The organism is Pseudomonas sp. GM25 (assembly GCF_000282255.1).
Classification (GTDB): Bacteria; Pseudomonadota; Gammaproteobacteria; order Pseudomonadales; family Pseudomonadaceae; genus Aquipseudomonas; species Aquipseudomonas aphyarum.
Genome location: NZ_AKJQ01000032.1, coordinates 1 through 22,314, shown reverse-complemented (window position 1 = coordinate 22,314; position 22,314 = coordinate 1). Strand labels below are relative to the sequence as shown.

The following is a 22,314-nucleotide window of genomic DNA, read 5'->3' as shown; positions in this document are numbered from 1 at the left end:
GTCTGATGAAGTTTGTTCAAGCGCGCTGCCACAGTTCGATGACAGTTTGATGAAGAGTGCCGAGCGGTCGGTTTCGATGGGCATTACCGATCATCGGAAAACCTCCCGTACCTGTAACTTCTGACAGTGGTCGATTTTACAGATTGGCGCTCCAATGGTTCCAGAGAACGGCCCTATGACCAGTAATGCCGACCAGGAGCATGCCCATGACCACTCTGCTGACGCTGACCAAAGCCCAACTGGACAAAATCAACCTTGAAAGTCCGCAGAGCACGGTAGACCTATTCGCCGAACAGCGATCAGCTGCATTGTTCTCGGTAGACGGGATCCGGAAAATATTTGCCCCGCAAATACCAGGCTGGACGCCACTGAGCTATGAGCAAGCCAGATACGGCGTCAACGCAGATCAAACCGCGGGGCCCGGAAAAGGCTGGCATTCAGTCTTTGGGGCTTATCAATTCCAGGAGGCCAATGACACTATTCGGTTATACAGAGGTAAAGATCTCAAACCGGGTGAAACGCCTGACCCTTTCGATAAAGGCACTCTAATTGATACCTTCGTGGTCCCTCGGGATCACAACAACGAGGATAGCGTCGGTAACATTCCACGCTCTGCCGTGCAAAGAACGACAGTCAATGAATGGTGGTGCACTGTTGAGCGTATAAGTGGTAACCCGCCGGAGTCCTCGGACAGATTAGCGATCCTGTTCAAAACCACTTTTCCAGACAGCCGCGCGCCCTCCGGCAATACCGACGATCGTGTGCCGCTTGCGGCTCCCGGTTTTCCCGCTGTGATAGACCAGTCGATGCTTGCCAATGGATTTGTCGATTTCATTGTTCCGGCTTGGTCGATCATGTTTACGGCTGACACGATCATTCTGGATATCAACGGTACGATCTACAAATTCGAAATCACGGCCGCGCACATTGGCAAAGACGTCACGGTCCCGGTTCCATCAGCCTTGCTCGAGTCAATTGGCCCTGCTGAACCGCTACTGGTGAGCTATGTCATCACTGATCTGGTGAATAACAACAGTCTGGCGTCTGCGGTCGGAGCAGGAGTACTTGATCCTGACACGAGCTACCTGGAAGCGCCCACTGTGAGGCTTTCCCTCAAAGACACTTTAAAAATCGACGATCTGGATCATCAACCCATGGACGTCGATATCACTGCACGTCGTGCGGACGTAGTGGCGGGTGACCAAGTCGAGCTGACGATGCTCGACCCTGCCAGCGGATTAAGCAAAACATATCCCCCGATTCCCTATAGAGCAGGGTTGAACACCGTCCGGGTGCCTTATGACGACCCATCCCGAATCGCGCCGACCACCGCGATCGTGAGTTACGAAAGAATCAGAACGACCTCCGGTTCGACCATCCACACGCCGTCCTATCCCTATGCGTTCCGCTTGCTCGCGCACTCTTATCTCGCGCCCGCACCTTTGGCTGTTGAAGCACGAGGCGCGGTGTTGTCATCGATGCTGGAGGAAACGCTGGTGTATTTCGGGCCCGACGTGAGAGGAATGAAGCTGGGTGACAAGGTGACGTTATCCTGTCTGAGCAGGAGCTCGGGGGGCACGCCGCGCCTACAGACTTACGAGAGATACGTGACTGAGGCCATGGAAATTCCGGGTTCCGGATTCATGGTGCCCTTCGTGTGGGAAACCAAGCACTTGAGTACGTTTGGCGACGGCAATATCCAACTGTCATGCGAGGTGACCGGAGACGGCCATCTCGAGACCATAAAGTCCAAAGTCCGGCACCTGCGCATTGCTCCGGCAACCCATCAGCTGGAAGTGATCGAAGTCGTCAAAGCCACGAACGATCTGCTTGACCCTGACCAAATCCCTTTCGGTACGTCCGCCAAATGCCTGTCCGGTGTTCATACACAGATTGGCGCTACCGTACGAATGGAGGTCTGGAAAAACGATATTGACCCGGACAAAACGGGCGAATTGGTGCACATCGATTCGTTGCCGATCACAGCGGCAAATGTCGGGAAAGACGTCGAATTCAGACTGGAACAACAACTGATCAAATATCTTCTTCACAATGTCATCCGAATCGTCTGGTTCATTGAGTGTTTCCGCTCGCAACCATTGACAGCTCCCGAACTGAACTTGCGAATCGGCAACCTGGTGCTTGTCTTGCCCCCGCCCAAACTGTTGCAGGCATCGCCGGGGAATGTCGTCAACCCAGAGAACACTCAGAATATCGCTACCGTGGAGGTTGCCTATCCCAGGATGAGTACCACCCATAGGGTGACCCTTTCCTGTATAGGACGCTCCGGATTTGGCAGTCCGGTCATTGCTTCCAAACCTGGTATCGCTGGCGGGACAATGCTGTTTGATATTCCAAAAACCGCTTTTCCTGCCAACATGGGCACATTCCTCACTTTTCGCTATGCCGTCACGCAAACGGGTATTTATGATCAGAGCTCCTCTGCTGCCAAATACTCGGTGATCAATATCGATAAGCCGGAGCTCAAATACCCGCACCTGACCATTGCCGAATCGGTGGATAACAATACTCTGGATCTCAACGCGTTCAGTGGTGATGCGCACTGGACATTGATTGCATGGCTGTTTATCGCCATCGGCACGAAAATGCGAGTGGCACTGAGCGGCACTGATTCGACCGGCAATCAGCGTGTCATCACGTTGTTCGATGGAACTGTCAGTGCCAACGAAGTCAAGACCGGCCTCAGTGGGACAATCAGCAGGGCGGAACTGAAAAAGTTCAAGGACGGCAGCCAGGTGTCTGGCTTGTCGATTGCCAACTTCAGCGATAAAGGTGGCGCCGATACGTTTTTTCCGATGTTCGAATGCACGATCAAAACTGAAATGCTGCTCAAGCCTGCAATCACTCAGTTGATTGACAACCAGGCACCTGTCACTGGCTCCATTTCCAATGGCGGTACATGCGATGACCAGACCCCAGAGTTGGTAGGAACGGCTACCGCTGGCTCCAAAGTCAATCTTTTTGATAACGGCAACCACATCGATCAGGCAACCGCGGACAAGGCTGGTATCTGGAGAAAGACAATTTCTATTGCACTTGGCCGGCATACCCTGACCGCCCAGACCCCCGATGGCCTGCAACAATCCGCAAACTGGATCGTCACCATTGCCAGCGATTTATCAATCGGTGGCGATGCGAGTCTACGGATGAGTGAATATCTCATTGTGCAATTAAGACCTCCCGTCAACCCGCCTCCCGGCGCCATTTACTGGCAACAAGCATCTGGCGGCACGGGTTCGCTGACTTACTCCTCCTCTAACCCAAGTGTCGCCCGGATCCACGATTCCTACGGCAGAGTCGCTGTAACAGGTGATGGAACGACCACCATCAGCGTCACGGATCAGGCCGGCAGACGCGCGTCATACAACCTGACGGTCACGGGCGTCAGGAACGTGGGGCTTTACGGTCCGGTGAACTGGCACGCTCATGCACAAGGCTGGCGACCATCGTGTCTGACGGTCTGGCAATTCCAGACATTCTGGAGTACCTACGCGTCTGGCGGAAACGTACCGGGTCAGCTCGGATGGCCAGGCGGAATTTACTGGACATCAACCAACAATGACTACGTGGGCGGCGTTGCCTGGGCATTCAACATGAGCAACGGCGGCGGTTTCGAGCACTCCCCAGGAGATTTGAATCTGTACACCCTTCAGTTCCAGTAGCGCCCGGAATCGGTCTGTTCAGGCTCAACCTCGATAACGCACCATTGATGAATCTCGAGCCACTGTCGCTGTGGCTGGGTTTCTTACGGCTCGAAACCAACGATGCGGCGCTGTAAAAAACAGGGAGCGGCGTGCCGCTCCCTGTTTTTTAGTGTTTTACGCCAACTGACTGCGCAACTGCCGCGCCGCCGCCACCATGTTCACCAGTGCCGCTTCGGTCTCAGGCCAGGCGCGGGTCTTCAGGCCGCAATCGGGGTTGACCCACAGGCGCTGCGCCGGGATGCGCTTCACGGCTTTGCTCATCAACTTGACCATCTCAGCGGTGTCCGGCACGCGCGGCGAGTGGATGTCGTAGACGCCCGGACCGATGTCGTTCGGGTAGTCGAACGCTTCGAAGGCTTCGAGCAATTCCATGTCCGAGCGCGAGGTTTCGATGGTGATGACGTCGGCGTCCATGTCGGCGATCGCCTTGATCACGTCATTGAATTCGCTGTAGCACATGTGGGTGTGAATCTGGGTTTCATCCTTCACGCCCGAGGCTGTCAGGCGGAACGCTTCCACCGCCCAGTCGAGGTATTCCTGCCATTGTTCACGGCGCAATGGCAGGCCTTCGCGGAACGCGGCTTCGTCGATCTGCACGATTTTGATTCCGGCGTTTTCCAGATCCACCACTTCGTCACGCAGGGCCAGCGCCAGTTGTTGCGCCTGGACTTTGCGCGACACGTCTTCACGGGGGAACGACCACATCAGCATGGTCACCGGGCCTGTCAGCATGCCTTTCATGACCTTGTCGGTCAGGCTCTGGGCGTAGGTGATCCAGTCCACGGTCATGGCGTTAGGACGGGACAGATCGCCATAAATCACCGCCGGTTTCACGCAGCGGGAACCGTAGCTCTGGACCCAGCCGAAGCGGGTAAACAGGTAGCCGTCGAGCTGCTCGGCGAAGTACTCGACCATGTCGTTGCGCTCGGCTTCACCGTGCACCAGCACGTCCAGTCCCAGACGTTCCTGCACCTGTACCGCGTGGCGGATTTCGCTGCGCATGGCGTCGTGGTAATCGTTGGCCGACAGCTTGCCCTGCTTGAACGCCTGACGGGCCAGACGGATCGAGCCGGTCTGCGGAAACGAACCGATGGTGGTGGTCGGGAACGTCGGCAATTTCAAACGCGCTTGCTGTGCGGCGATTCGTTTGGCAAACGGCGAATGACGCTGACTGTCACTGGCGTTGATCGCATCGATCCGCGCCTGCACGGCGGCCTTGTGAATACGCGGCGAGCGGTCGCGGCTTTCTTGAATGGCACGGCTTTCGGCCAGCGCGCTTTGCACTTTCGGCGCTTGCGGGTCGTTCAGCGCATCACGCAAAACCGAGATTTCGCTGCACTTCTGCACAGCGAATGCCAGCCAGCTTTTCAGTTCCGGATCGAGCTTGTCTTCACGCTCGACATCCACCGGACTGTGCAGCAACGAGCAGGAACTGCTGACCCACAGGTTATCGCCAAAACGCTCCTGCGCCGGTTGCAGTTGTGCCAGCGCCTGCTCCAGTTCGCAGCGCCAGACGTTACGACCGTTGACCAGACCGACCGAAAGAATCTTGTAGGTCGGCAGGCGATCAAGCACCTGACCGAGCTGATCGGGCGCACGCACGGCGTCGATGTGCAGGCCTTGTACCGGCAGGCCGACGGCCAGGCCGAGGTTGTCTTGCAGGCCGCTGAAATAGGTCGCCACCAGTTTCTTCAGCGGCGAATACTGAAGGATGTGATAGGCGCGTTCGAAAGCACTTTTCCAGGCTTGCGGCAGGTCCAGCGTGAGGATCGGCTCGTCAATCTGCACCCACTCCACGCCTTGTTCGGCGAGACGACCGAGGATTTCGTTGTACACCGGCAGCAGGCGCTCAAGCAGATCGAGCTTGTCGAAGTCGTTGCCTTTCGCCTTGCCCAGCCACAGGTAAGTCAGCGGGCCGATGATCACCGGTTTGACGTTGTGACCGAGGACCTTGGCTTCTTCGACTTCATCGAACAGCTGTTCCCAGCTCAGCTTGAATTGCTGGTCCACGGTGAACTCCGGGACCAGGTAGTGGTAGTTGGTATCGAACCACTTGGTCAGCTCTTGTGCGTACTGAGTCTTGCCGTGCTCGCCGCCACAGCAGGACGACGTGGCGCCACGGGCCATGGCAAACAGCGTGTCGAGGGTCGGCAGGCCGCGCTCGTCACGCACAGCGTCGAAGCGCTCGGGGATCACACCGAAGGTCAGCGAGTGAGTCAGCACCTGGTCGTACCAGGCGAAGTCGCCGACCGGCAGCAGGTCGATGCCGGCGTCCTTCTGCAGTTGCCAGTGTCTGGCGCGAAGCTCACGGCCAACCTGATTCAGAGCAGCCTGATCGAGATCGCCTTTCCAGCAGGCTTCGAGGGCTTTTTTCAATTCGCGGTCGGCGCCGATGCGCGGGAAACCAAGGGTGTGGGCCACGGCCATGTCGAGTGTTCTCCATTGCGTAAAAGATGGCGCCATTGTCGACAGCCAGGGCAACATGAGACAAACTCAACCTTTTCGTGTTGATCACAAATTTTCCTCATGGAGCCTGCGGTGCTTGAGATCCGTCACCTGAAAACCCTGCATGCCCTGCGCGAAGCCGACAGCCTGGTCGATGCAGCCGACCGCTTGCACCTGACGCAGTCGGCGCTGTCCCACCAGTTCAAGGAGCTGGAAGAGCGCATGGGCATGCCGTTGTTCGTGCGCAAGACCAAACCGGTGCGCTTCACCAGCGCCGGCCTGCGCCTGCTGCAACTGGCCGACGCGACCCTGCCGCTGCTGCGCGCCGCTGAACGCGACATCGGGCGTCTGGCCGGGGGCACCGCCGGGCGTCTGCACATGGCCATCGAATGCCACAGCTGCTTCCAGTGGCTGATGCCAACCATCGACCAGTTCCGCGATGCGTGGCCGGAAGTCGAACTCGACCTCGCTTCGGGTTTCTCGTTTGCCCCGCTGCCGGCGCTGGCCCGGGGCGATCTGGATCTGGTGGTGACGTCCGACCCGCTGGAAATCGCTGGCATCACCTACGTGCCGCTGTTCACCTACGAGGCGATGTTGGCGGTTGCCAACCAGCACGCACTGGCAAGCAAACCGTACATCGTCCCCGAAGACCTGCTGACCGAAACCCTGATCACCTACCCGGTCGAACGCGATCGACTGGACATCTTCACCCGCTTCCTCGAACCGGCCGACATCGAACCGGCGCAGGTACGCACCTCAGAGCTGACGGTGATGATGATGCAACTGGTGGCCAGCGGCCGTGGCGTGTGCGGCATGCCGCACTGGGCGCTGCATGAATACAGCTCGCGCGGTTACGTGAAGGGCAAACGGCTGGGCGAGAAAGGTCTGTTTGCGACGCTGTACGCGGCGATCCGCGCCGACATGCTGGACGCGCCGTACATGCGCGACTTCCTGCTGACGGCCAAGGACACTTCATTCTCGACCCTGGATGGGGTCAGCGCGGTTCGTTGAGGCTGGCGGTTGGCACTGAAGGTGGGCACCACATGTGGATCTTGTCGAAGTAGTCCTCGCCGACCCGCACCGCCATCGGTTCCAGGCCGAACTGGATGAAGCCGCAGCGCTGGTACAACTTGAACGCGGCGTCGTTGCCGGCGGTGACGGTCAATTGAATGACTTTCAGCGCCGGATGCTGCTGCGCTTCACCCAGCACCGCCTCCATCAATTTCAGCCCCAGCCCGCGCTGGCGAAATTCAGCCGACACATACATGCCGAATACCGTTGCCTTGTGCCGGGCCTTTTCCCGAGGCTCGAACGCCAGGCCGACGATGCCCGCCAGCCGGCCGTCTTCGAACGCGCCGAACACCGCGTCGAGCTTGCTGGTCAGGCGTGACTCCCACCAGCTCAGCGGCATCACCGCGCGCTCGCGCACACTGGAAGTGAACGCCTGCGGATGCCGGTCATAGGCTTCCAGCATCAGTTCGCGATAGGCCAGCGCATGGCTGGCGTCCAGCCGTTCGATCCACATGTCAGGCGGCCTTGCGCTGTTCAAGCATCAGCCGCACGGCCAGGCCGCCCAGCACGAAGCCCATGAAATACCGCTGCGCTGCCAGCCAGGTTGGGTTGTTGACGAACCACGACGCGATGCCCGCCGCGAACAGCGCGATCAACAGGTTGACGCAGAAGCTGACGCTGATCTGGGTCAGGCCGAGGATGATGCTCTGAGTGAACACCGAGCCGTGCTCTGGCGAAATGAACTGCGGAAATACCGAGAGGTAAAACACAGCGATTTTCGGGTTCAGCGCGCTGGTGAGAAAACCCATGGTGACCAGTTTGCGCGAAGAATCCGCCGGCAATTGTTGCGCCTCGAACGGCGAACGGGCGCCGGGTTTCACCGCCTGCCAGGCCAGCCAGAGCAGGTACAGCGCACCGGCCCACTTCAACACTTCATAGGCCATCGGCACCGCGAGAAACACCGCGGTCAAACCGGCGGCCGCCGCGAACAGGTGCACGAAGAACCCCGCCACCACGCCGAGCAGCGAGGTCACCCCGGCGCGGCGTCCCTGGCAGATCGACCGCGAGATCAGGTAGATCATGTTCGGCCCCGGCGTCAGCACCATCAGCAGTGCGGCGGCGGCAAAAATCAGCAGGTCTGGAAGCGGGATCATGACGAAGTCCTTTGCACGAATGATCAGGCGATCGCGGTCAGCGAGGCTCGATAAAACGGCAGGATCAGGTCGCGTGTCAATGGGGCGAGAACCACATCGCCGTCGGTAGCCGGGTCGATCCAGATCACCTCCTCGATCTCGGCAGCCGGGGATACTTCGGTGTCGATGGTCAGCTGAAAGATCTCGGCCTGCACGACGAATCCCGGCTCGTTGGCGGCGGGTGCCGAGAACTGGCCGAGAAAGCTCGCCTGCTCAGGATCAATCACCAGCCCTAGCTCTTCTTCCAGCTCACGGGCCAATGCATGCACCGGCAGTTCATGAGGTTCGATCTTGCCGCCCGGTTGCATGAACGCCGTAGTGCCGCGCTTGCGCACCAGCAGGGTCTGGCCGTCGGGGTTGAGCAACAATGCGGCGGCGATACGAATGAGGCGGGGCGAAACTGCAGAAACAGAGGTCATGGGTCAGCCATCGGCCTTGGGAAAAACCGCAAGGATCCCACGCCGACCGCGCCAGCGTCATCCACCCTGGGCCGTGAGGGTCGCCTCAAGTTCCTCCGGCACTTTCACGAACACCTTGTATTTAGCGCCCTCCATGGCTTCGAAACTGATCAGTTTGTCCACCAGCAAAGCGCTCAGCACCTTGCCGGCATTGAGCAGCAACATGCCGTTGTCGGCGTTGAGATTGCGCGCCAGGATCATCCCCGCCGCCAGCTCCCGGGTGCCCATGACCTTCACGTCCGGATCGGTCAGGGTGATGTCGCTGACCATTGCGCAGACCTTGATGAAATCCTCGATCAGCTCGGGATCGTAGAGTTTGCCGGCGTACTGACGCAGGTACAGCAACGCTTCATCGCTGTTCATTTGCCGCTCGAGAATCAATCCGCGCTGCAACTCGACGAAATCCACCGCCAGTTTCAACAGCCGCGAGCCCAAGGGAATGGCCTCGCCCTTGAGCCGGTCGGGAAAGCCGCTGCCGTCCCAGTGTTCCTGATGGTGCAGGATCAGCCGCGCCGCATCCTTCATCGGGTCCAGGGTCATCAACAGCGATTCGCTCTGTTTCGGATAAGCCCGATAGCGATCGCGGTCGGTGCTGTGCAGCAGGTCCGAAGGCGTGGTCATCATGCTGTCGGTCCAGCTCAGCTTGCCGATGTTGTAGAGCGCGGCGGCCATGGTCAGGTCGCGGCTGGTGGCTTCGTCGAGCCGGTGCTCGTGGCAGTAGCCGCGCACCAGTTCGATGATCTGCCGGTTGGTCTGTTTGGCCGGCGGCAGGCGCAGGTTGGCCAGCAACGAAAACATTTCGGTGCCCGTCAAAAAACTGCGCTTGAGCTCTTCATACGCCAGATCGAGCATGTCGGCGGTCTGCTGCAACTCGGCGGTGCGGGCGCTGACATGTTTTTCCAGGGTGCTGTTGAGCAACCTCAATTGTTCGTTCTGCACCCGAGTCAGTCGTTCCAGACGCTCGCGTTCACGCGCCAGATGTTGATGCTCCAGGGCCTGGCGCAAGGTCAGGAGCATTTCTTCGTCGTTCCAGGGTTTGCTGATGTAGCGCTCGATCTGGCCCTCGTTGATCGCCTTGATGATCGCCGAAGGGTCGGCGTAGCCGGTGAGCATGATCCGCGCGGTCGCCGGGTACAGCTCATGAACGCGAGCCAGCAGCGTGGCGCCATCCATGTTGGGCATGCGCGCGTCGCTCATTACCAGATTCACCGGTTGCTGTTCGAGTATTTCCAGAGCCTGGGCGCCGCTGGTCGCCAGCAACACCTCATACGGCTGGCTGCGCAGCAGACGGCGCAGGCTGTTGAGGATCGGTTCCTCGTCATCGACCAGCAATACCTTGGGTCGCGACGGTGAATTCGGGGCGGTTTGCTCTTCCATGGCGAGGCCTCGCGAAAACAGTGGATGCAACGGCGCGCCGACAGACCTCCCCGCTTGCCCGCACGTGCATGAAAGGCTAGATGATTTTTCGCGCAAGCCATGTAAATCATCGGTGACACAGCGACAGGCGAAGTACCGGCGGGGCAACTATGCTCAAGGCGCTGGACGACACCATCGGCCTGCACGCAGGCATGTGACGAGGGGAAAAGGATGCTCCCGATGACGAACGTGCGTGAATTCGCGGGTCTTGCGTCATGATTGCGCACCCCGCAACCATCAATCGGCGCGTGTTGATCGTCGACGATACGCCGTCGATCCACGGCGACTTCGCGAAAATCCTCAAACCTGCCACGGTGGAAGACAACCGCCTGGGCGAAACCGAAAGCCTGCTGTTCGGCACCCCGTCCCACACAACCGCTTCACCTAAAGAACACTTTGAGCTGGACTCGGCCTATCAGGGCCGCGAAGCCCTGACGATGCTCGAAGCCGCCCTGGCTGCCGGGCGCCCCTATGCCATGGCCTTCATCGACATGCGCATGCCGCCGGGCTGGGATGGTCTGGAAACCATCGAGCGGCTGTGGCAGGTCGATCCCCGGCTGCAAGTGGCCCTGTGCACCGCCTATACCGACTATTCCTGGGAAGAGATCGACCAGCGGCTACCCTTGAGCGATCGCCTGCTGATCCTGAAAAAACCTTTCGACGCGATCGAAATCCGCCAGATGGCCAGTGCCCTGACCGTCAAATGGCAAATGACCGAAGACGCCGCGCTGAAGATGAACCTGCTGGCTCGCACGGACGGCCTTACCGGACTGGTCAACCGCGCCACGCTGATCGAACGTCTGCATCAGGCCTTCGCCGCCGCACGCCGGGGGGCCGCGCCCTTCGCGGTGTTCTATCTGGATCTGGATCACTTCAAACGCATCAACGACACCCTCGGTCACCCGGTCGGCGACCTGCTGTTGCAGCAAGTGGCGCAGCGGATCAGATCCGGTGTGCGGGAAAACGACGTGGTGGCGCGGCTGGGCGGTGACGAGTTCGCGATCCTGCAGCTGGATGTCAGCGACCCGACCCAGTCCGCCACCGTTGCCGCCAAGATCCGCGATGCACTGGCGGAGCCTTACCACCTGACGGGTAATGCCGTGCACATCTCCGTCAGCATCGGCATCTGCCTTTACCGGCCCACGAGTCTGGATGCAGACAGCCTGTTGGCCGGAGCCGACATGGCGCTGTACCGCGCCAAGGAAACCGGACGCAATCAGTACCAGTTCCATTCCGAGGAGATCACCCGGGAAGTGGCCGAGCGCCTGACCCTTGCCGAAGAATTAACCACGGCGCTTACCCGGGGCGGACTGAGGCTCGATTACACGCCGGAAGTCGACCTGCACAGCGGCAAGATCCTCGGCATGGCCGCGCAGGTCAGCTGGCAGCATCCCAGGCTGGGCCTGCTGCCGGCGTCGGCCTTTGTACCAGCGGCGGAAAAGACCGGCGCGATCATTCCCCTCGGACGCTGGATTCTGGATCACGCCTGCTGGCAGATGCGCCAGTGGCAGAACGAGGGGGTGGCGCCACCGGTGATGGCGATCAAGATTTCCCTGGCGCAGCTCAAGACCGGTCCCGAACTGATCTACGACGTGCTGCGCATCGCGGCCCGCTGGGAGCTGGCGCCGTGGGACCTGCGTTTCGATGTCACCGAAGCCACGCTCGCCCAGACCAAATGGACCCACAACGACGCGCTGCCGCGCCTGCGCGAGTTGGGGGTGACCATCGCCATCGATGATTTCGGCACCGAGTATTCCTCTTTCGACTGGCTGCAAACCTACCGGGTCAACCATCTCAAACTCTCGCAGTCGCTGATCGACCACGCGGCTCAGGACGAAGCCGGCGCCAACAGGCTGCGGGCCATCGTCAATTTCGCGCGGGATCTGGCGATCGATATCAGCGCCGAAGGGCCCCTGCCGTCGGATCAGGACACGGCACACACGTCCGGCCCACCGTTGAAAGACGTGCAGGGCCTTTGCCCGCGCGAGGCCGTCAGCCCCGAGCAGGCTGCCAAGTTGTTGAAGGACGCCAGTGTGGCCGCCCCACTGCACAGGGAGGATGAAGGATGAAAACACCGTTCCCTCAGACCAACCGGCGCATTCTGATCGTCGATGACACCCCGGCGATCCATGCCGACTTTCGCAAGATCCTCACGCCCGACACCCACGGTGAAGCAGATCTGAACGCGCTTGAGCAGACGCTGTTCGGCACCCGCCAGGCGCCGCACCTGACGTTTCAGCTGGACTCCGCCTATCAGGGCCAGGAAGCGCTGAAACTGGTGCAAAACGCCCTGGACGAAGGCCGGCCCTACGCCCTCGCTTTCACCGACATGCGCATGCCGCCCGGTTGGGACGGCCTGGAAACCATCGAAAAACTCTGGGCGGTCGACCCCAATCTGCAAATTGCGCTGTGCACCGCCTATTCCGACTACAGCTGGGAGGCCATGGCCGAACGACTGGAGTTCGGCGATCAATTGTTGATCCTGAAAAAGCCGTTCGACACCCTGGAAATCCGCCAGATGGCCAATGCCCTGACCTGGAAATGGCAGCTCGCCCAGGACGCGGCACTGAAGATGCTCAACCTTGAACAGACCGTCGAAGCCCGCGTGCACGAATTGCTCAAGGTCTCGCGCCTGTTGCAGTACGACAGCCTCACGGGCCTGCCCAACAGCACCTTGCTCGGTGACCGTTTGACTCAGTCGCTGGCCGCCTGCCGGCGCCATGACAAACAACTGGTGGTGATGTTTCTCGGCCTGGACCGCTTCAAGCGCATCAACAATGCCCTGGGCCATCCGGCGGGCGACGAGATGCTCAAACGGGTCGGCCAGCAATTGCTGGCCTGCGTGCGCGAATCGGACTCGGTCTTTCGTTATGGCTCCGACGAGTTCGTGGTGATGCTCAGCGACATCAACCATCCACAGCAGACCCGCAGCATCGCCGAAAAACTGCTGCTGGCCGTTCGTACTCCGCAGACGATTGTCGGGCATGACGTCAGTGTCACCGCCGGGCTGGGCATCAGCCTCTACCCCGATGACGGACTCGAGGCCATCGAGCTGATCAAAAAAGCGGAAACGGCGATGCGCAATGCCAAGGAGAGCGGGCCGAACGAGATCGGCTTCTTCATCGAAGCCATGAACCAGCGCGCACGGGAACAGCAAAGCATCGAATCGGGCATTCGCCAGGCCCTGCAACGCCACGAATTCGTCTTGCACTACCAGCCGAAAATCGAGCTGGCCAGCGGCCGGGTGGTCGGTGCCGAGGCACTGGTGCGCTGGCAGAAACCGGGGCATGGCTGGGTGTATCCATCGGAGTTCATCCCGGTGGCCGAAGACAGCGGCCTGATCGTGCCGCTGAGCAAATGGGTACTGGCCGAGGCCTGTCGGCAGACCCGCGACTGGCAACAAGCGGGGTTGCCGCCGATCCGCATGTCGGTCAACACCTCGGCCATCGACTTTCGCCAGCGGCACTTCGTCGAGGGCATCGAGCAGGTGCTGGCACAGACCGGGCTGGATCCTCGCCTGCTGGAACTGGAGATCACCGAAGGCGTGCTGATGCAGAACGTCGACGCGACGATGAGCGCGCTGAACCGGCTGAAGGCGCTGGGCGTTCGGCTGGCCATCGATGACTTCGGCACCGGCTATTCCAGCCTGAGCTATCTGCGCCGGTTTCCCATCGATGTGCTGAAGATCGATCAGTCGTTCATTCGCGGGCTGAGCCATGACAGCAGCGATGCGGCGCTGGTCGGCGCGATCATCAGCCTGGGCAAGAGCCTGAACCTGAACGTCATCGCCGAAGGGGTGGAAACCGCGCAACAGTTGGCCTTTCTCAAGGACCACCACTGCGAGGAAGGCCAGGGTTACTACTTCAGCAAAGCCTTGCCGGCAGACAGGTTTGCCCAGTTGCTGGGCGAAGTCCGCCCCGGTCCCTGGGGGCTGGCATGATCCATCCGGCGCGGGTGTTTCTGCTGTTGGCGATCTGCGCGAATGCCACGGCCGCGCCGCTGGACGAGCCGCTTAAACCCTTGCCGGCCGTCCCGCAACAAGATGCAAAAAAGGTCGAACTGGGACGCCAGCTGTTCAATGATCCACGGCTGTCGATCAACAACACGCTGTCCTGCGCCAGTTGCCATCAACTGGACAAAAACGGTGCCGACAGTCGCGCCTTTTCCAGCGGTTTCAACGGGCAACCGGTGGAGTTCAATACGCCTACCGTGTTCAACGCCAGCCTCAACTTCCGCCAGTTGTGGGACGGCCGCGTCGAGACGCTGGAAGAGCAGGCCAACGTCGTGATCACCAGCCCCCACGAAATGGGCAGCGACTGGAACACCGTGGTGCAACGTATCGCCGACGATGCTGGCTATCGCCAGGCCTTCAGCGCCGCCTACCCCGACGCCGTGACCCGGGCCAATATCCAGAGCGCCCTGTCCGCTTTCGAGCGCACGTTGCTCACGCCCGATTCGCGCTTCGATCAGTACCTGCTGGGCAACACCGACATCCTGACCCTCGAAGAAAAGTACGGTTACCAGCGTTTCAAGGATTACGGCTGCATCGCCTGCCATCAGGGGGTAAACATCGGCGGCAACATGTTCCAGAAATTCGGCGTGTTCGGTGACTACATCGCCGACCGCGGCCACCCGACGGTGGCCGACCAGGGCCGCTTCAACATCACCGGTGACGAAGCCGATCGCGCCGTGTTCAAGGTGCCGAGCCTGCGCAACGTCGCACTGACCGCGCCGTACTTCCACGACGGCTCGGCGCCCACCCTCGAACGGGCCGTGGACGTGATGTTCCAGTACCAGTTGGGACGCATGCCGAACGAAGAAGACAAGACCCTGATTATCCAGTTTCTCAAGACCCTGACCGGCCGTTGGGAGGGCAAGCCATGATGAAAGTTTCGCGCCGGGCCAGCCTGCTGTTGCTCGGGTTGGTTGCCGTGTTGCTGGCCTCGATCCTGGTGTTTCTGTACCTCAAGTCCAGCTCCGAGCAGACCACGGCCTATACCGAATCCCGCGACCTGATCCGCCAGATCAAGCAACAGGATTCGCTGTGGGAAAACGAAATCCTCAAGGCCCGAGTGGCGCTCTCGCACAATTACGATCCGTTGATTTCGCCGATGACCGAGATGAACCGGTTGTGGGAACGTTTCGACACCATGGAATCCGGCCACGGGCGCAGCGACTCGAAACAATGGGACGAGGCCCACGACAGTTTTCTCATGGCCATGCAGGAAAAGACCCGGCTGGTGGAACGGTTCAAGTCGCACAACGCCTTGTTGCGCAATTCCCTGGCGTTTCTGCCCACCGCCGAAGATGACATTCAGGCGCAACTGGCCGACCTGTCCGACCTCGACAAGATCCAGGTGCAGAACATCGCCACCGACACCTATGACCTGCTGCTCAGCGCCCTGGAATTTTCCCAGGTCACCTCCGACGACAAGGCCGCCGATATCGTGCTGGGCCTGAACAAACTGGCGGTCAACGCACAACGCCTGCCCGAGGACTTTCAGGCCCCGATCAAGATCCTGAGCAATCACATCACCCTGATCCTGCGCGAACAGCCGATCGTCAACAGTTTGCTCGACAGCATCGAAGCTATCCCCGTGGCCGAGCGTCTGGACAACATCACCACCATGCTCAATCAGGATCAGCAACGGGCCGAAAAGACCGACAGGAAATACCACTTCTACCTGCTGCTGTTTTCGGTGCTGCTGATGCTGTCGCTGCTGTGGCTGGCAATCCGTCTGATCCGCAGCTTCGCCGAGATCAACCGGGTCAACGCGGCCCTGCAAACCGCCAATGACGTACTGGAGCAACGGGTCGAGGAACGCACCCGGGAGCTGAAGAACGTGCAGAGCGAACTGCTCGACGCCGCGCGGCAGGCCGGCATGGCCGAAATCGCGACCAACGTGCTGCACAACGTCGGCAACGTGCTCAACAGCGTGAACATTTCCTCCGATCTGATCTCGCGAAAACTGCGCAGCAGCAAGGCGCTAGGGCTGGGCAAGGCGATGCAACTGATCAACGAACACCCGCACGATCTCGGCCATTTTCTCAGCGAGGATGACAAGGGCAAGCTGCTGCCCGGCTACCTCAATCAACTGGTCGGCGCCATCGCTCAGGAACAGCAGGAGATGGTCGACGAGCTTAACCAGATGAACAAAAGCGTCGATCACATCAAGGACATCGTCGCCACCCAGCAATCCTATGCCGGGGCCAACAGCCTGACCGAGCCGCTGTATATCAACGAGCTGCTCGAAGACGCGCTGCGCATGAACGCCGGCGCCCTCACCCGGCACCACGTCACGGTGGTCAAGGAATACGCCGAAGTACCCCAGGTGATGGGCGACAAACATCGCTTGCTGCTGATCCTGATCAACCTGATCAGCAACGCCAAGTATGCGATGTCCGACCTGAGCAATCGCCCGCGCACCATGACCCTTGGGGTGAAAATCGTCGACGACAACTTTCTGGAAATCAGTGTCAGGGACGACGGCGAAGGCATCGCCCCGGAAAACATGACGCGGATCTTTGCCCACGGTTTCACCACCCGCAAGGAAGGCCACGGCTTCGGCCTGCACAGTTGCGCGCTGGCAGCCATCGAGATGAACGGCCACCTCACCGCCCACAGTGACGGGCCGGGACTGGGCGCGTTGTTTACCCTGCAGATTCCGCTGATCACCGTTACGGAGAACGCATGAGCGAGCTGTCGAACCGCCGCATCCTGCTGATCGATGACATGCCGTCGATCCACGAGGACTTTCGCAAGATTCTCGCCCCGGCCCCGGCGCACTCGGCAAAACTGGACGAGATGGAAGCCGCCCTGTTCGGCGTGCCGGCCAAACCCCGGCGAGCGCCCTTCGAACTGGACTCGGCCTACGGTGGCGAAGAAGGCCTGGCCAAACTCAACCTGGCCCTGCAGGAGCAATGCCCGTATGCACTGGCCTTTGTCGACATGCGCATGCCGGACGGCTGGGACGGGGCGCGGACCATCGAAGAACTCTGGCTGCAAGACCCGCAGTTGCAGGTGGTGGTCTGCACCGCCTATTCCGACTATTCCTGGGACGAACTGCTGGATCGCCTGCACGCTCACGACCGGCTGTTGATCCTGAAAAAACCCTTCGACAACATCGAAGTCCAGCAGATGGCCAACACCCTGCTGACCAAATGGCAGATGACCGAACGCGCGTCCCTGCAAATGCATCACCTGGAACATCTGGTGGATCAGCGCACCGCCCAGTTCCGGCAGGCCAGCGAAGCCTTGCAGCGGGAAATCGACGAACGCAAACAACTGGAAGGCCAATTGGTGCAGTCGGAAAAACTCGCCTCGCTCGGTCAGTTGGCCGCCGGGGTCGCCCATGAAATCAACAACCCGATCGGTTTCATTTCCTCCAACCTCGGCACGCTCGACGGCTACTTCCAGCAACTGCTGGCCATGCTCGGCGCCTATCACACCGCCGGGCAGAACTTGCCCGCCGAAGCCGCCGCGCAGTTGCAGCAATTGCGCGAGCACCTGGAACTGGACTATCTGCTGGAAGACATCCCGACGCTGATCCGCGAGTCCAAGGAAGGCATCGGCCGGGTCGGGCAGATCGTCCGGGATCTCAAGGATTTCTCCCGGGTCGACAGCCATCAGCAATGGCAGTGGGCCAATCTGCAACAGGGCATCGAATCGACCCTGAACATCGTCGCCGGCGAGCTCAAGTACAAGGCCGATGTGGTCAAGGAATATCAGGACCTGCCGGAGATCGAATGCCTGCCCTCGCAGATCAATCAGGTGATCATGAACCTGGTGATCAACGCGGCGCAGGCCATGGGCCCGGAGCGCGGCACCATCACCCTGCGCACCGGCGTGCAAGGTGAAACGGCGATCATCGAAGTGGCCGACACCGGTTCGGGCATCGCACCCGAGACCCTGCAGAAAATCTTCGACCCGTTCTTCACCACCAAACCGGTGGGCCAGGGGACAGGCCTGGGCCTGTCCCTCTCGTATGGCATCGTGAAGAAACACGGCGGCGATATTTCCGTGCGCAGTACATTGGGCGCCGGCACGACGTTCCGCGTGCAGTTGCCGTTGCGCCAGAACCGCCCGGCGGCCTGATGCCGGATCAGGCGGTTTCCTGGAAATCCATCTCCGGCGGCTGCCGGCGGAAACCACCCGTGAGCACCGCCAGGTACACCACGCCAATCGCCAGCCAGCTCAGGCCCAGATACACCGCCAGGTGATCGAGGCTGACCATCAGCCACAAGTCCGCTGCCAGGCCGATGAACGGAAAGATCAGGAACAGGATCAACTCGCGCAGGCCCTTTTTCTCGCCGCCGATCCAGTAGTGAAAAATCACCGACAGGTTGACCAGGCTGAACGCCAGGAATGCGCCGAAGTTGATGAACGAGGTCGAGGTGGTCACGTCGAGTTTCAGCGCCAGCAAAGCCACCACTGCACACAGCAGGATGCTGTTGACCGGCGTACCGAAGCGCTCGTGCAAGGTGCCGAAAAACGACTTGGGCAGCACTCCGTCACGGCCCATCGCAAACAACAGCCGCGAACCGCTGGCCTGCGCCGACAGGCCCGAGGCGAACTGACCGACGATCAGGCCGATCAGGAAGATCGACACGAACAGGTCGCCGCCGATGTTGCGCGCAATTTCGTAGGCCGCCGAGTCGACGCTGTCGAACTGGAACGACGGATGAGCGATCTGCACGAAGTACGACACACCGACAAAAATCAGCCCGCCGATCAGGGTGATCAGCATGATTGCCCGAGGGATGGTGCGACGTGGATCCCGGGTTTCTTCGGTGAGCGTGCTGACCGCGTCGAAGCCGAGGAACGAATAGCAGGCAATGGCGGCGCCGCTCATGATCAGCGGCATCTGCATGTCGCCGTTGAAGAACGGCTTGATCGACCACAGCGGCGTGCTGGCATCACCACCGACGTAATGCACGCACAGCGCGACGAAGGCGATCAGCACCAGGAACTGCACCAGCATCAGCAAGGCGTTGATGCCGTTGGCCAGTTTCAGACCGATGATGTTGATCGCGCTGGTGATGCCGATGAACGCCAGTACCCAGATCCACTGGGGGATCGACGGGAAGGCCGAAGCCAGATACGCGGCGCCGATCAGCCAGATCGCCATCGGCAGAAACAGATAATCGAGCAGCACCGCCCAACCGGCGATGAAGCCAAGTTTCGGGCTGATCGCCTTGCGCACGTAGCTGTAGGCCGAGCCGGCTACCGGGAACGCGGCGGCCATGCGCCCGTAGCTCATGGCGGTGAAAAACATCGCCACCAATGCCGCCAGATACGCGGCGGGCACCATGCCGGCGGTGGACTGGGCGAGGATGCCGAACGTGCCGAGAACAATGATCGGCGTCATGTAGGCGATGCCGAACAGCACCACCGACCCTAGCGAAAGGGTGCGTTGCAAACGAGCCATGGGCGACTTACTCCGGATTTTATTGGATTTATGGCAGAGGCCGAGTTCGGCGAATGTTTCGGGTGTTGCTGATCGTTCCCACGTCGAGGCGTCGAACCGTCCGCGTGGGAATGCCTCAATGGACGCTCTGCGTCCGCTCTTGGGACGCAGAGCGTCCCGGGCTGCATTCCCACGCAGAGCGTGGGAACGATCGGGTACAACGGGTCAAGGGATCAGCAGCTCACGTACTCCCGAGGCGTGTTCAACCACCTCCCCCGGCAACCTCAACCGCTGATCATCCAGATACCGATAATCCTTGCGCGCCAGCTCCAGCTGACCGAAATCCAGCTCGACACTGAACCGCCCTTCCTCTCGCCCGGCCTCGAACAGCACCGTGCCCAGCGGATCCACCAGCGCGCTGCCGCCGGCAAACATCAACCCGTCATCTCCGGCTTCCACCCGATTGACCATCAGCGCAAATGCCTGGTTTTCCTGGGCCCGGGACATGATGGCGGTGCGGTGAGTCGGGCCGTACGGGTCCATGTTGCCGTTGGTCACGATCAACAATTCGGCGCCGAGTTGCGCCAGGGCCCGGGCCGATTCCGGAAATTCGATGTCGTAGCAGATCAGCAGACCGACCCGCACACCGTTCCACAGGCACGTGGCGTAACGGTCACCCGCCTCGAACACACCGCGATCCGACGCCCAGAGGTGGGTCTTGCGGTATTTCAGGGCGATGCCTTCGGGGGTAATCAGCAGCGTGGTGTTGTAGAAGCGGCCGTTGTCGTTCTCGGCCATGCCGATCACCACGGCGAGGTTGCGCTCGCGGGCGGCGGCCTGCACGGCGCTGACGGTCGGGCCGTCCAGCGGTTCGGCGATCTGCGCCACGGTGTCGGCGGTCGGGAAGCCCATCAGATGGGTTTCGGGGAACACGATCAATTGCGTGTCGGCCGGGCACGCGGCAATTGCCGCCAGGGCGCGTTCGAGGTTGTAAGCCGTGCCATTGTCACGGCCCGCCAGCTGGGCGAGTTCGACTTTCATGGGTAGTCCTTGTTATGAGCGCCGGGCGCCGAAAGATTGCCCGGCGGCTGTCTGTGGGCCAGTATGCTTCGCATTCGACCGGCCAGGGAATTACGCGGCCGGGGTAACCCGATAGGGGTAGAGGCATGACTCTTTCGTTTGACGACATCACCTGGCACCGCGCCGTCGGGCAGTTGATCGACGCCCTCGACAAGCCGAATTTCTGGGCGCAACTGGTGCGCCTGCTCGACCAGTACGTGCCGTTCGATAGCTGGGTGGCGCTGCTGTTCAGCGCCGACCGCCACCCGCAGGTGTTCGCCGAATGCCCCGGCGCCGACGGCAGTCCCGATCAGCTGTTTCAGGATTATCTGCGCGGTCTGTACCTGCTCGACCCGTTCTACATCGCCTGCCGCGAGCAGTCGCGCACCGGTTTGTATCGCCTGTCGGAGGTCGCGCCGGAGCACTTCGAACTGACCGAGTATTACCAGCGATACTTTCGTCTGAATGTGGTGGCCGACGAAATCCAGTTCAATTGCCAGCTCGAAGGCGACCGCACGCTGTGCCTGTCGCTGGGCAGCCAGCAGCGCTTCACCGGCGAGCAGATTGCCCTGCTGTCGCTGATCCAGCCGTGGGTGCTCGGCCTGTTGCGCCAGCGTTTGCCCTATGAAATCAACGAAACCGTGGCCTTGGCCCCGGCGCCGTCGCAACCGGACTGGCGGGTGCAGCTCGAAGCGTCGGTGCAGCAGCTCAAGGGCGCACAACTGACCGCCCGGGAACTGGACGTCGGGCGCCTGATGCTCAGCGGTTGCTCCAGTAAAGAAATCGCCCGTAAGCTGGAAATCTCTGTTGAAACCGTGAAAGTCCATAAGAAACACATGTACAGCAAGCTGGGGATCAAATCCCAGTCGGAGCTGTTTTCGATCTTTCTGCAGGCGCAAAACGCCTGACTGCTGCAAAAAAACCGTCCGAACCAAGGAAACCGTATGAGCCTGTCACTCCTGAGCCGCTACGCCTTCTTTGCCGTCTGCGTGATTTTCACCCTCGCCAGCCTGCCCTTTCTCGAACACGACTGGCTGTGGCCGATCACCGCCGTTACCGGCGTATTGAGCCTGATCGGTCTGTTCGACCTGATGCAAAGCCCGCACGCGGTGCGCCGCAATTATCCGATCCTGGGCAACATCCGCTATCTGGTCGAAGGCATCCGCCCGGAGATCCGCCAGTACCTGCTGGAATCCGACAGCGATGCACTGCCCTTTTCCCGCGCCCAGCGTTCGCTGGTGTACTCGCGGGCCAAGAATGAAACCGCCGACAAACCGTTCGGCACCCTGATCGACGTCTATCAATCCGGTTTCGAATTCATCGGCCACTCGATGCGCCCGGCGCCGTTGAGCGACCCGAGCAGTTTCCGCGTCACCGTCGGTGGCCCGCAGTGCACCCAGCCGTATTCGGCGTCGGTGTTCAACATCTCGGCAATGAGTTTTGGCTCACTCAGTGCCAACGCGATCCGCGCGCTGAACCAGGGCGCCAAACTCGGCAACTTCGCCCACGACACCGGCGAAGGCAGCATCAGCCCCTATCACCGCGAACACGGCGGTGACCTGACCTGGGAACTGGGCAGCGGCTATTTCGGCTGGCGCAC

16 protein-coding genes are annotated in these 22,314 nt (G+C 60.5%); 9 read left to right on the top strand and 7 right to left on the bottom strand.

Annotated elements, in window-relative coordinates:
- Nucleotides 1-206: 206 nt before the first annotated feature.
- Nucleotides 207-3,683 (top strand): Ig-like domain-containing protein, encoded by a 3,477-nt coding sequence (locus tag PMI24_RS09305; protein WP_007953162.1) that lies wholly within the window; start codon nt 207-209, stop codon nt 3,681-3,683.
- 156 nt (nt 3,684-3,839) lie between these two features.
- Here PMI24_RS09305 and metE read toward each other — a convergent pair whose 3' ends face one another.
- The gene (gene metE, locus PMI24_RS09300) at nt 3,840-6,152 is read right to left on the bottom strand and encodes a 5-methyltetrahydropteroyltriglutamate--homocysteine S-methyltransferase (RefSeq protein WP_007953160.1); all 2,313 of its coding nucleotides are present in this window, start codon (nt 6,150-6,152) and stop codon (nt 3,840-3,842) included.
- A gap of 111 nt (nt 6,153-6,263) precedes the next feature.
- Here metE and metR point away from each other — a divergent pair, with 111 nt between their 5' ends.
- Nucleotides 6,264-7,181, top strand: coding sequence for a transcriptional regulator MetR (metR, locus tag PMI24_RS09295; protein WP_007953158.1), 918 nt, complete (start codon nt 6,264-6,266; stop codon nt 7,179-7,181).
- Here metR and PMI24_RS09290 read toward each other — a convergent pair.
- From PMI24_RS09290 to PMI24_RS09275, 4 genes are read right to left on the bottom strand one after another with little or no spacing between them, the layout of a single operon-like run.
- Nucleotides 7,165-7,695 carry a GNAT family N-acetyltransferase gene (locus tag PMI24_RS09290; protein ID WP_007953157.1) on the bottom strand — a complete coding sequence of 177 codons (531 nt, stop codon included), beginning with the start codon at nt 7,693-7,695 and terminating at the stop codon, nt 7,165-7,167. The two genes, metR and PMI24_RS09290, sit on opposite strands and share 17 nt — an antisense overlap.
- A 1-nt stretch (nt 7,696) precedes the next feature.
- Nucleotides 7,697-8,335 carry a LysE family translocator gene (locus PMI24_RS09285; protein WP_007953155.1) on the bottom strand — a complete coding sequence of 213 codons (639 nt, stop codon included), beginning with the start codon at nt 8,333-8,335 and terminating at the stop codon, nt 7,697-7,699.
- 23 nt (nt 8,336-8,358) lie between these two features.
- A complete protein-coding gene (locus PMI24_RS09280) occupies nt 8,359-8,793 on the bottom strand; it encodes an NUDIX hydrolase (protein WP_007953153.1) in 435 nt (144 codons plus the stop codon).
- 57 nt (nt 8,794-8,850) lie between these two features.
- Complete coding sequence (locus PMI24_RS09275; protein WP_007953151.1) at nt 8,851-10,209, bottom strand: HD domain-containing phosphohydrolase; 1,359 nt, start codon at nt 10,207-10,209, stop codon at nt 8,851-8,853.
- 254 nt (nt 10,210-10,463) lie between these two features.
- Here PMI24_RS09275 and PMI24_RS09270 point away from each other — a divergent pair, with 254 nt between their 5' ends.
- The 5 genes from PMI24_RS09270 to PMI24_RS09250 are packed head-to-tail and all read left to right on the top strand — an operon-like array spanning nt 10,464 to nt 18,343.
- The gene (locus tag PMI24_RS09270; RefSeq protein WP_007953149.1) at nt 10,464-12,317 is read left to right on the top strand and encodes a putative bifunctional diguanylate cyclase/phosphodiesterase; all 1,854 of its coding nucleotides are present in this window, start codon (nt 10,464-10,466) and stop codon (nt 12,315-12,317) included.
- A complete protein-coding gene (locus PMI24_RS09265) occupies nt 12,314-14,188 on the top strand; it encodes a putative bifunctional diguanylate cyclase/phosphodiesterase (protein ID WP_007953147.1) in 1,875 nt (624 codons plus the stop codon). The genes PMI24_RS09270 and PMI24_RS09265 overlap by 4 nt, the downstream gene beginning before the upstream one ends.
- The gene (locus PMI24_RS09260; protein ID WP_007953146.1) at nt 14,185-15,132 is read left to right on the top strand and encodes a cytochrome-c peroxidase; all 948 of its coding nucleotides are present in this window, start codon (nt 14,185-14,187) and stop codon (nt 15,130-15,132) included. The genes PMI24_RS09265 and PMI24_RS09260 overlap by 4 nt, the downstream gene beginning before the upstream one ends.
- Nucleotides 15,129-16,943: a DAHL domain-containing protein gene (locus PMI24_RS09255; protein ID WP_007953145.1), complete on the top strand. Its 1,815-nt coding sequence runs from the start codon at nt 15,129-15,131 to the stop codon at nt 16,941-16,943. Before PMI24_RS09260 ends, PMI24_RS09255 begins: the two co-directional genes overlap by 4 nt.
- Nucleotides 16,940-18,343 (top strand): ATP-binding protein, encoded by a 1,404-nt coding sequence (locus tag PMI24_RS09250; RefSeq protein ID WP_007953144.1) that lies wholly within the window; start codon nt 16,940-16,942, stop codon nt 18,341-18,343. Before PMI24_RS09255 ends, PMI24_RS09250 begins: the two co-directional genes overlap by 4 nt.
- 7 nt (nt 18,344-18,350) lie before the next feature.
- Here the strand turns inward: PMI24_RS09250 and PMI24_RS09245 are convergent, their stop codons facing one another.
- Both PMI24_RS09245 and PMI24_RS09240 read right to left on the bottom strand, forming a co-directional pair.
- Nucleotides 18,351-19,676 (bottom strand): APC family permease, encoded by a 1,326-nt coding sequence (locus PMI24_RS09245; RefSeq protein WP_007953143.1) that lies wholly within the window; start codon nt 19,674-19,676, stop codon nt 18,351-18,353.
- Nucleotides 19,677-19,880: 204 nt separating this feature from the next.
- Nucleotides 19,881-20,696 carry a carbon-nitrogen hydrolase family protein gene (locus PMI24_RS09240; protein ID WP_007953142.1) on the bottom strand — a complete coding sequence of 272 codons (816 nt, stop codon included), beginning with the start codon at nt 20,694-20,696 and terminating at the stop codon, nt 19,881-19,883.
- Between the two features lie 125 nt (nt 20,697-20,821).
- Between PMI24_RS09240 and PMI24_RS09235 the strand changes: the two genes are divergently transcribed.
- Both PMI24_RS09235 and PMI24_RS09230 read left to right on the top strand, forming a co-directional pair.
- Nucleotides 20,822-21,622 (top strand): helix-turn-helix transcriptional regulator, encoded by an 801-nt coding sequence (locus PMI24_RS09235; protein ID WP_007953141.1) that lies wholly within the window; start codon nt 20,822-20,824, stop codon nt 21,620-21,622.
- 36 nt (nt 21,623-21,658) lie between these two features.
- Nucleotides 21,659-22,314: glutamate synthase-related protein (locus PMI24_RS09230; protein WP_007953140.1), on the top strand; the 656-nt coding region annotated here is incomplete at its 3' end.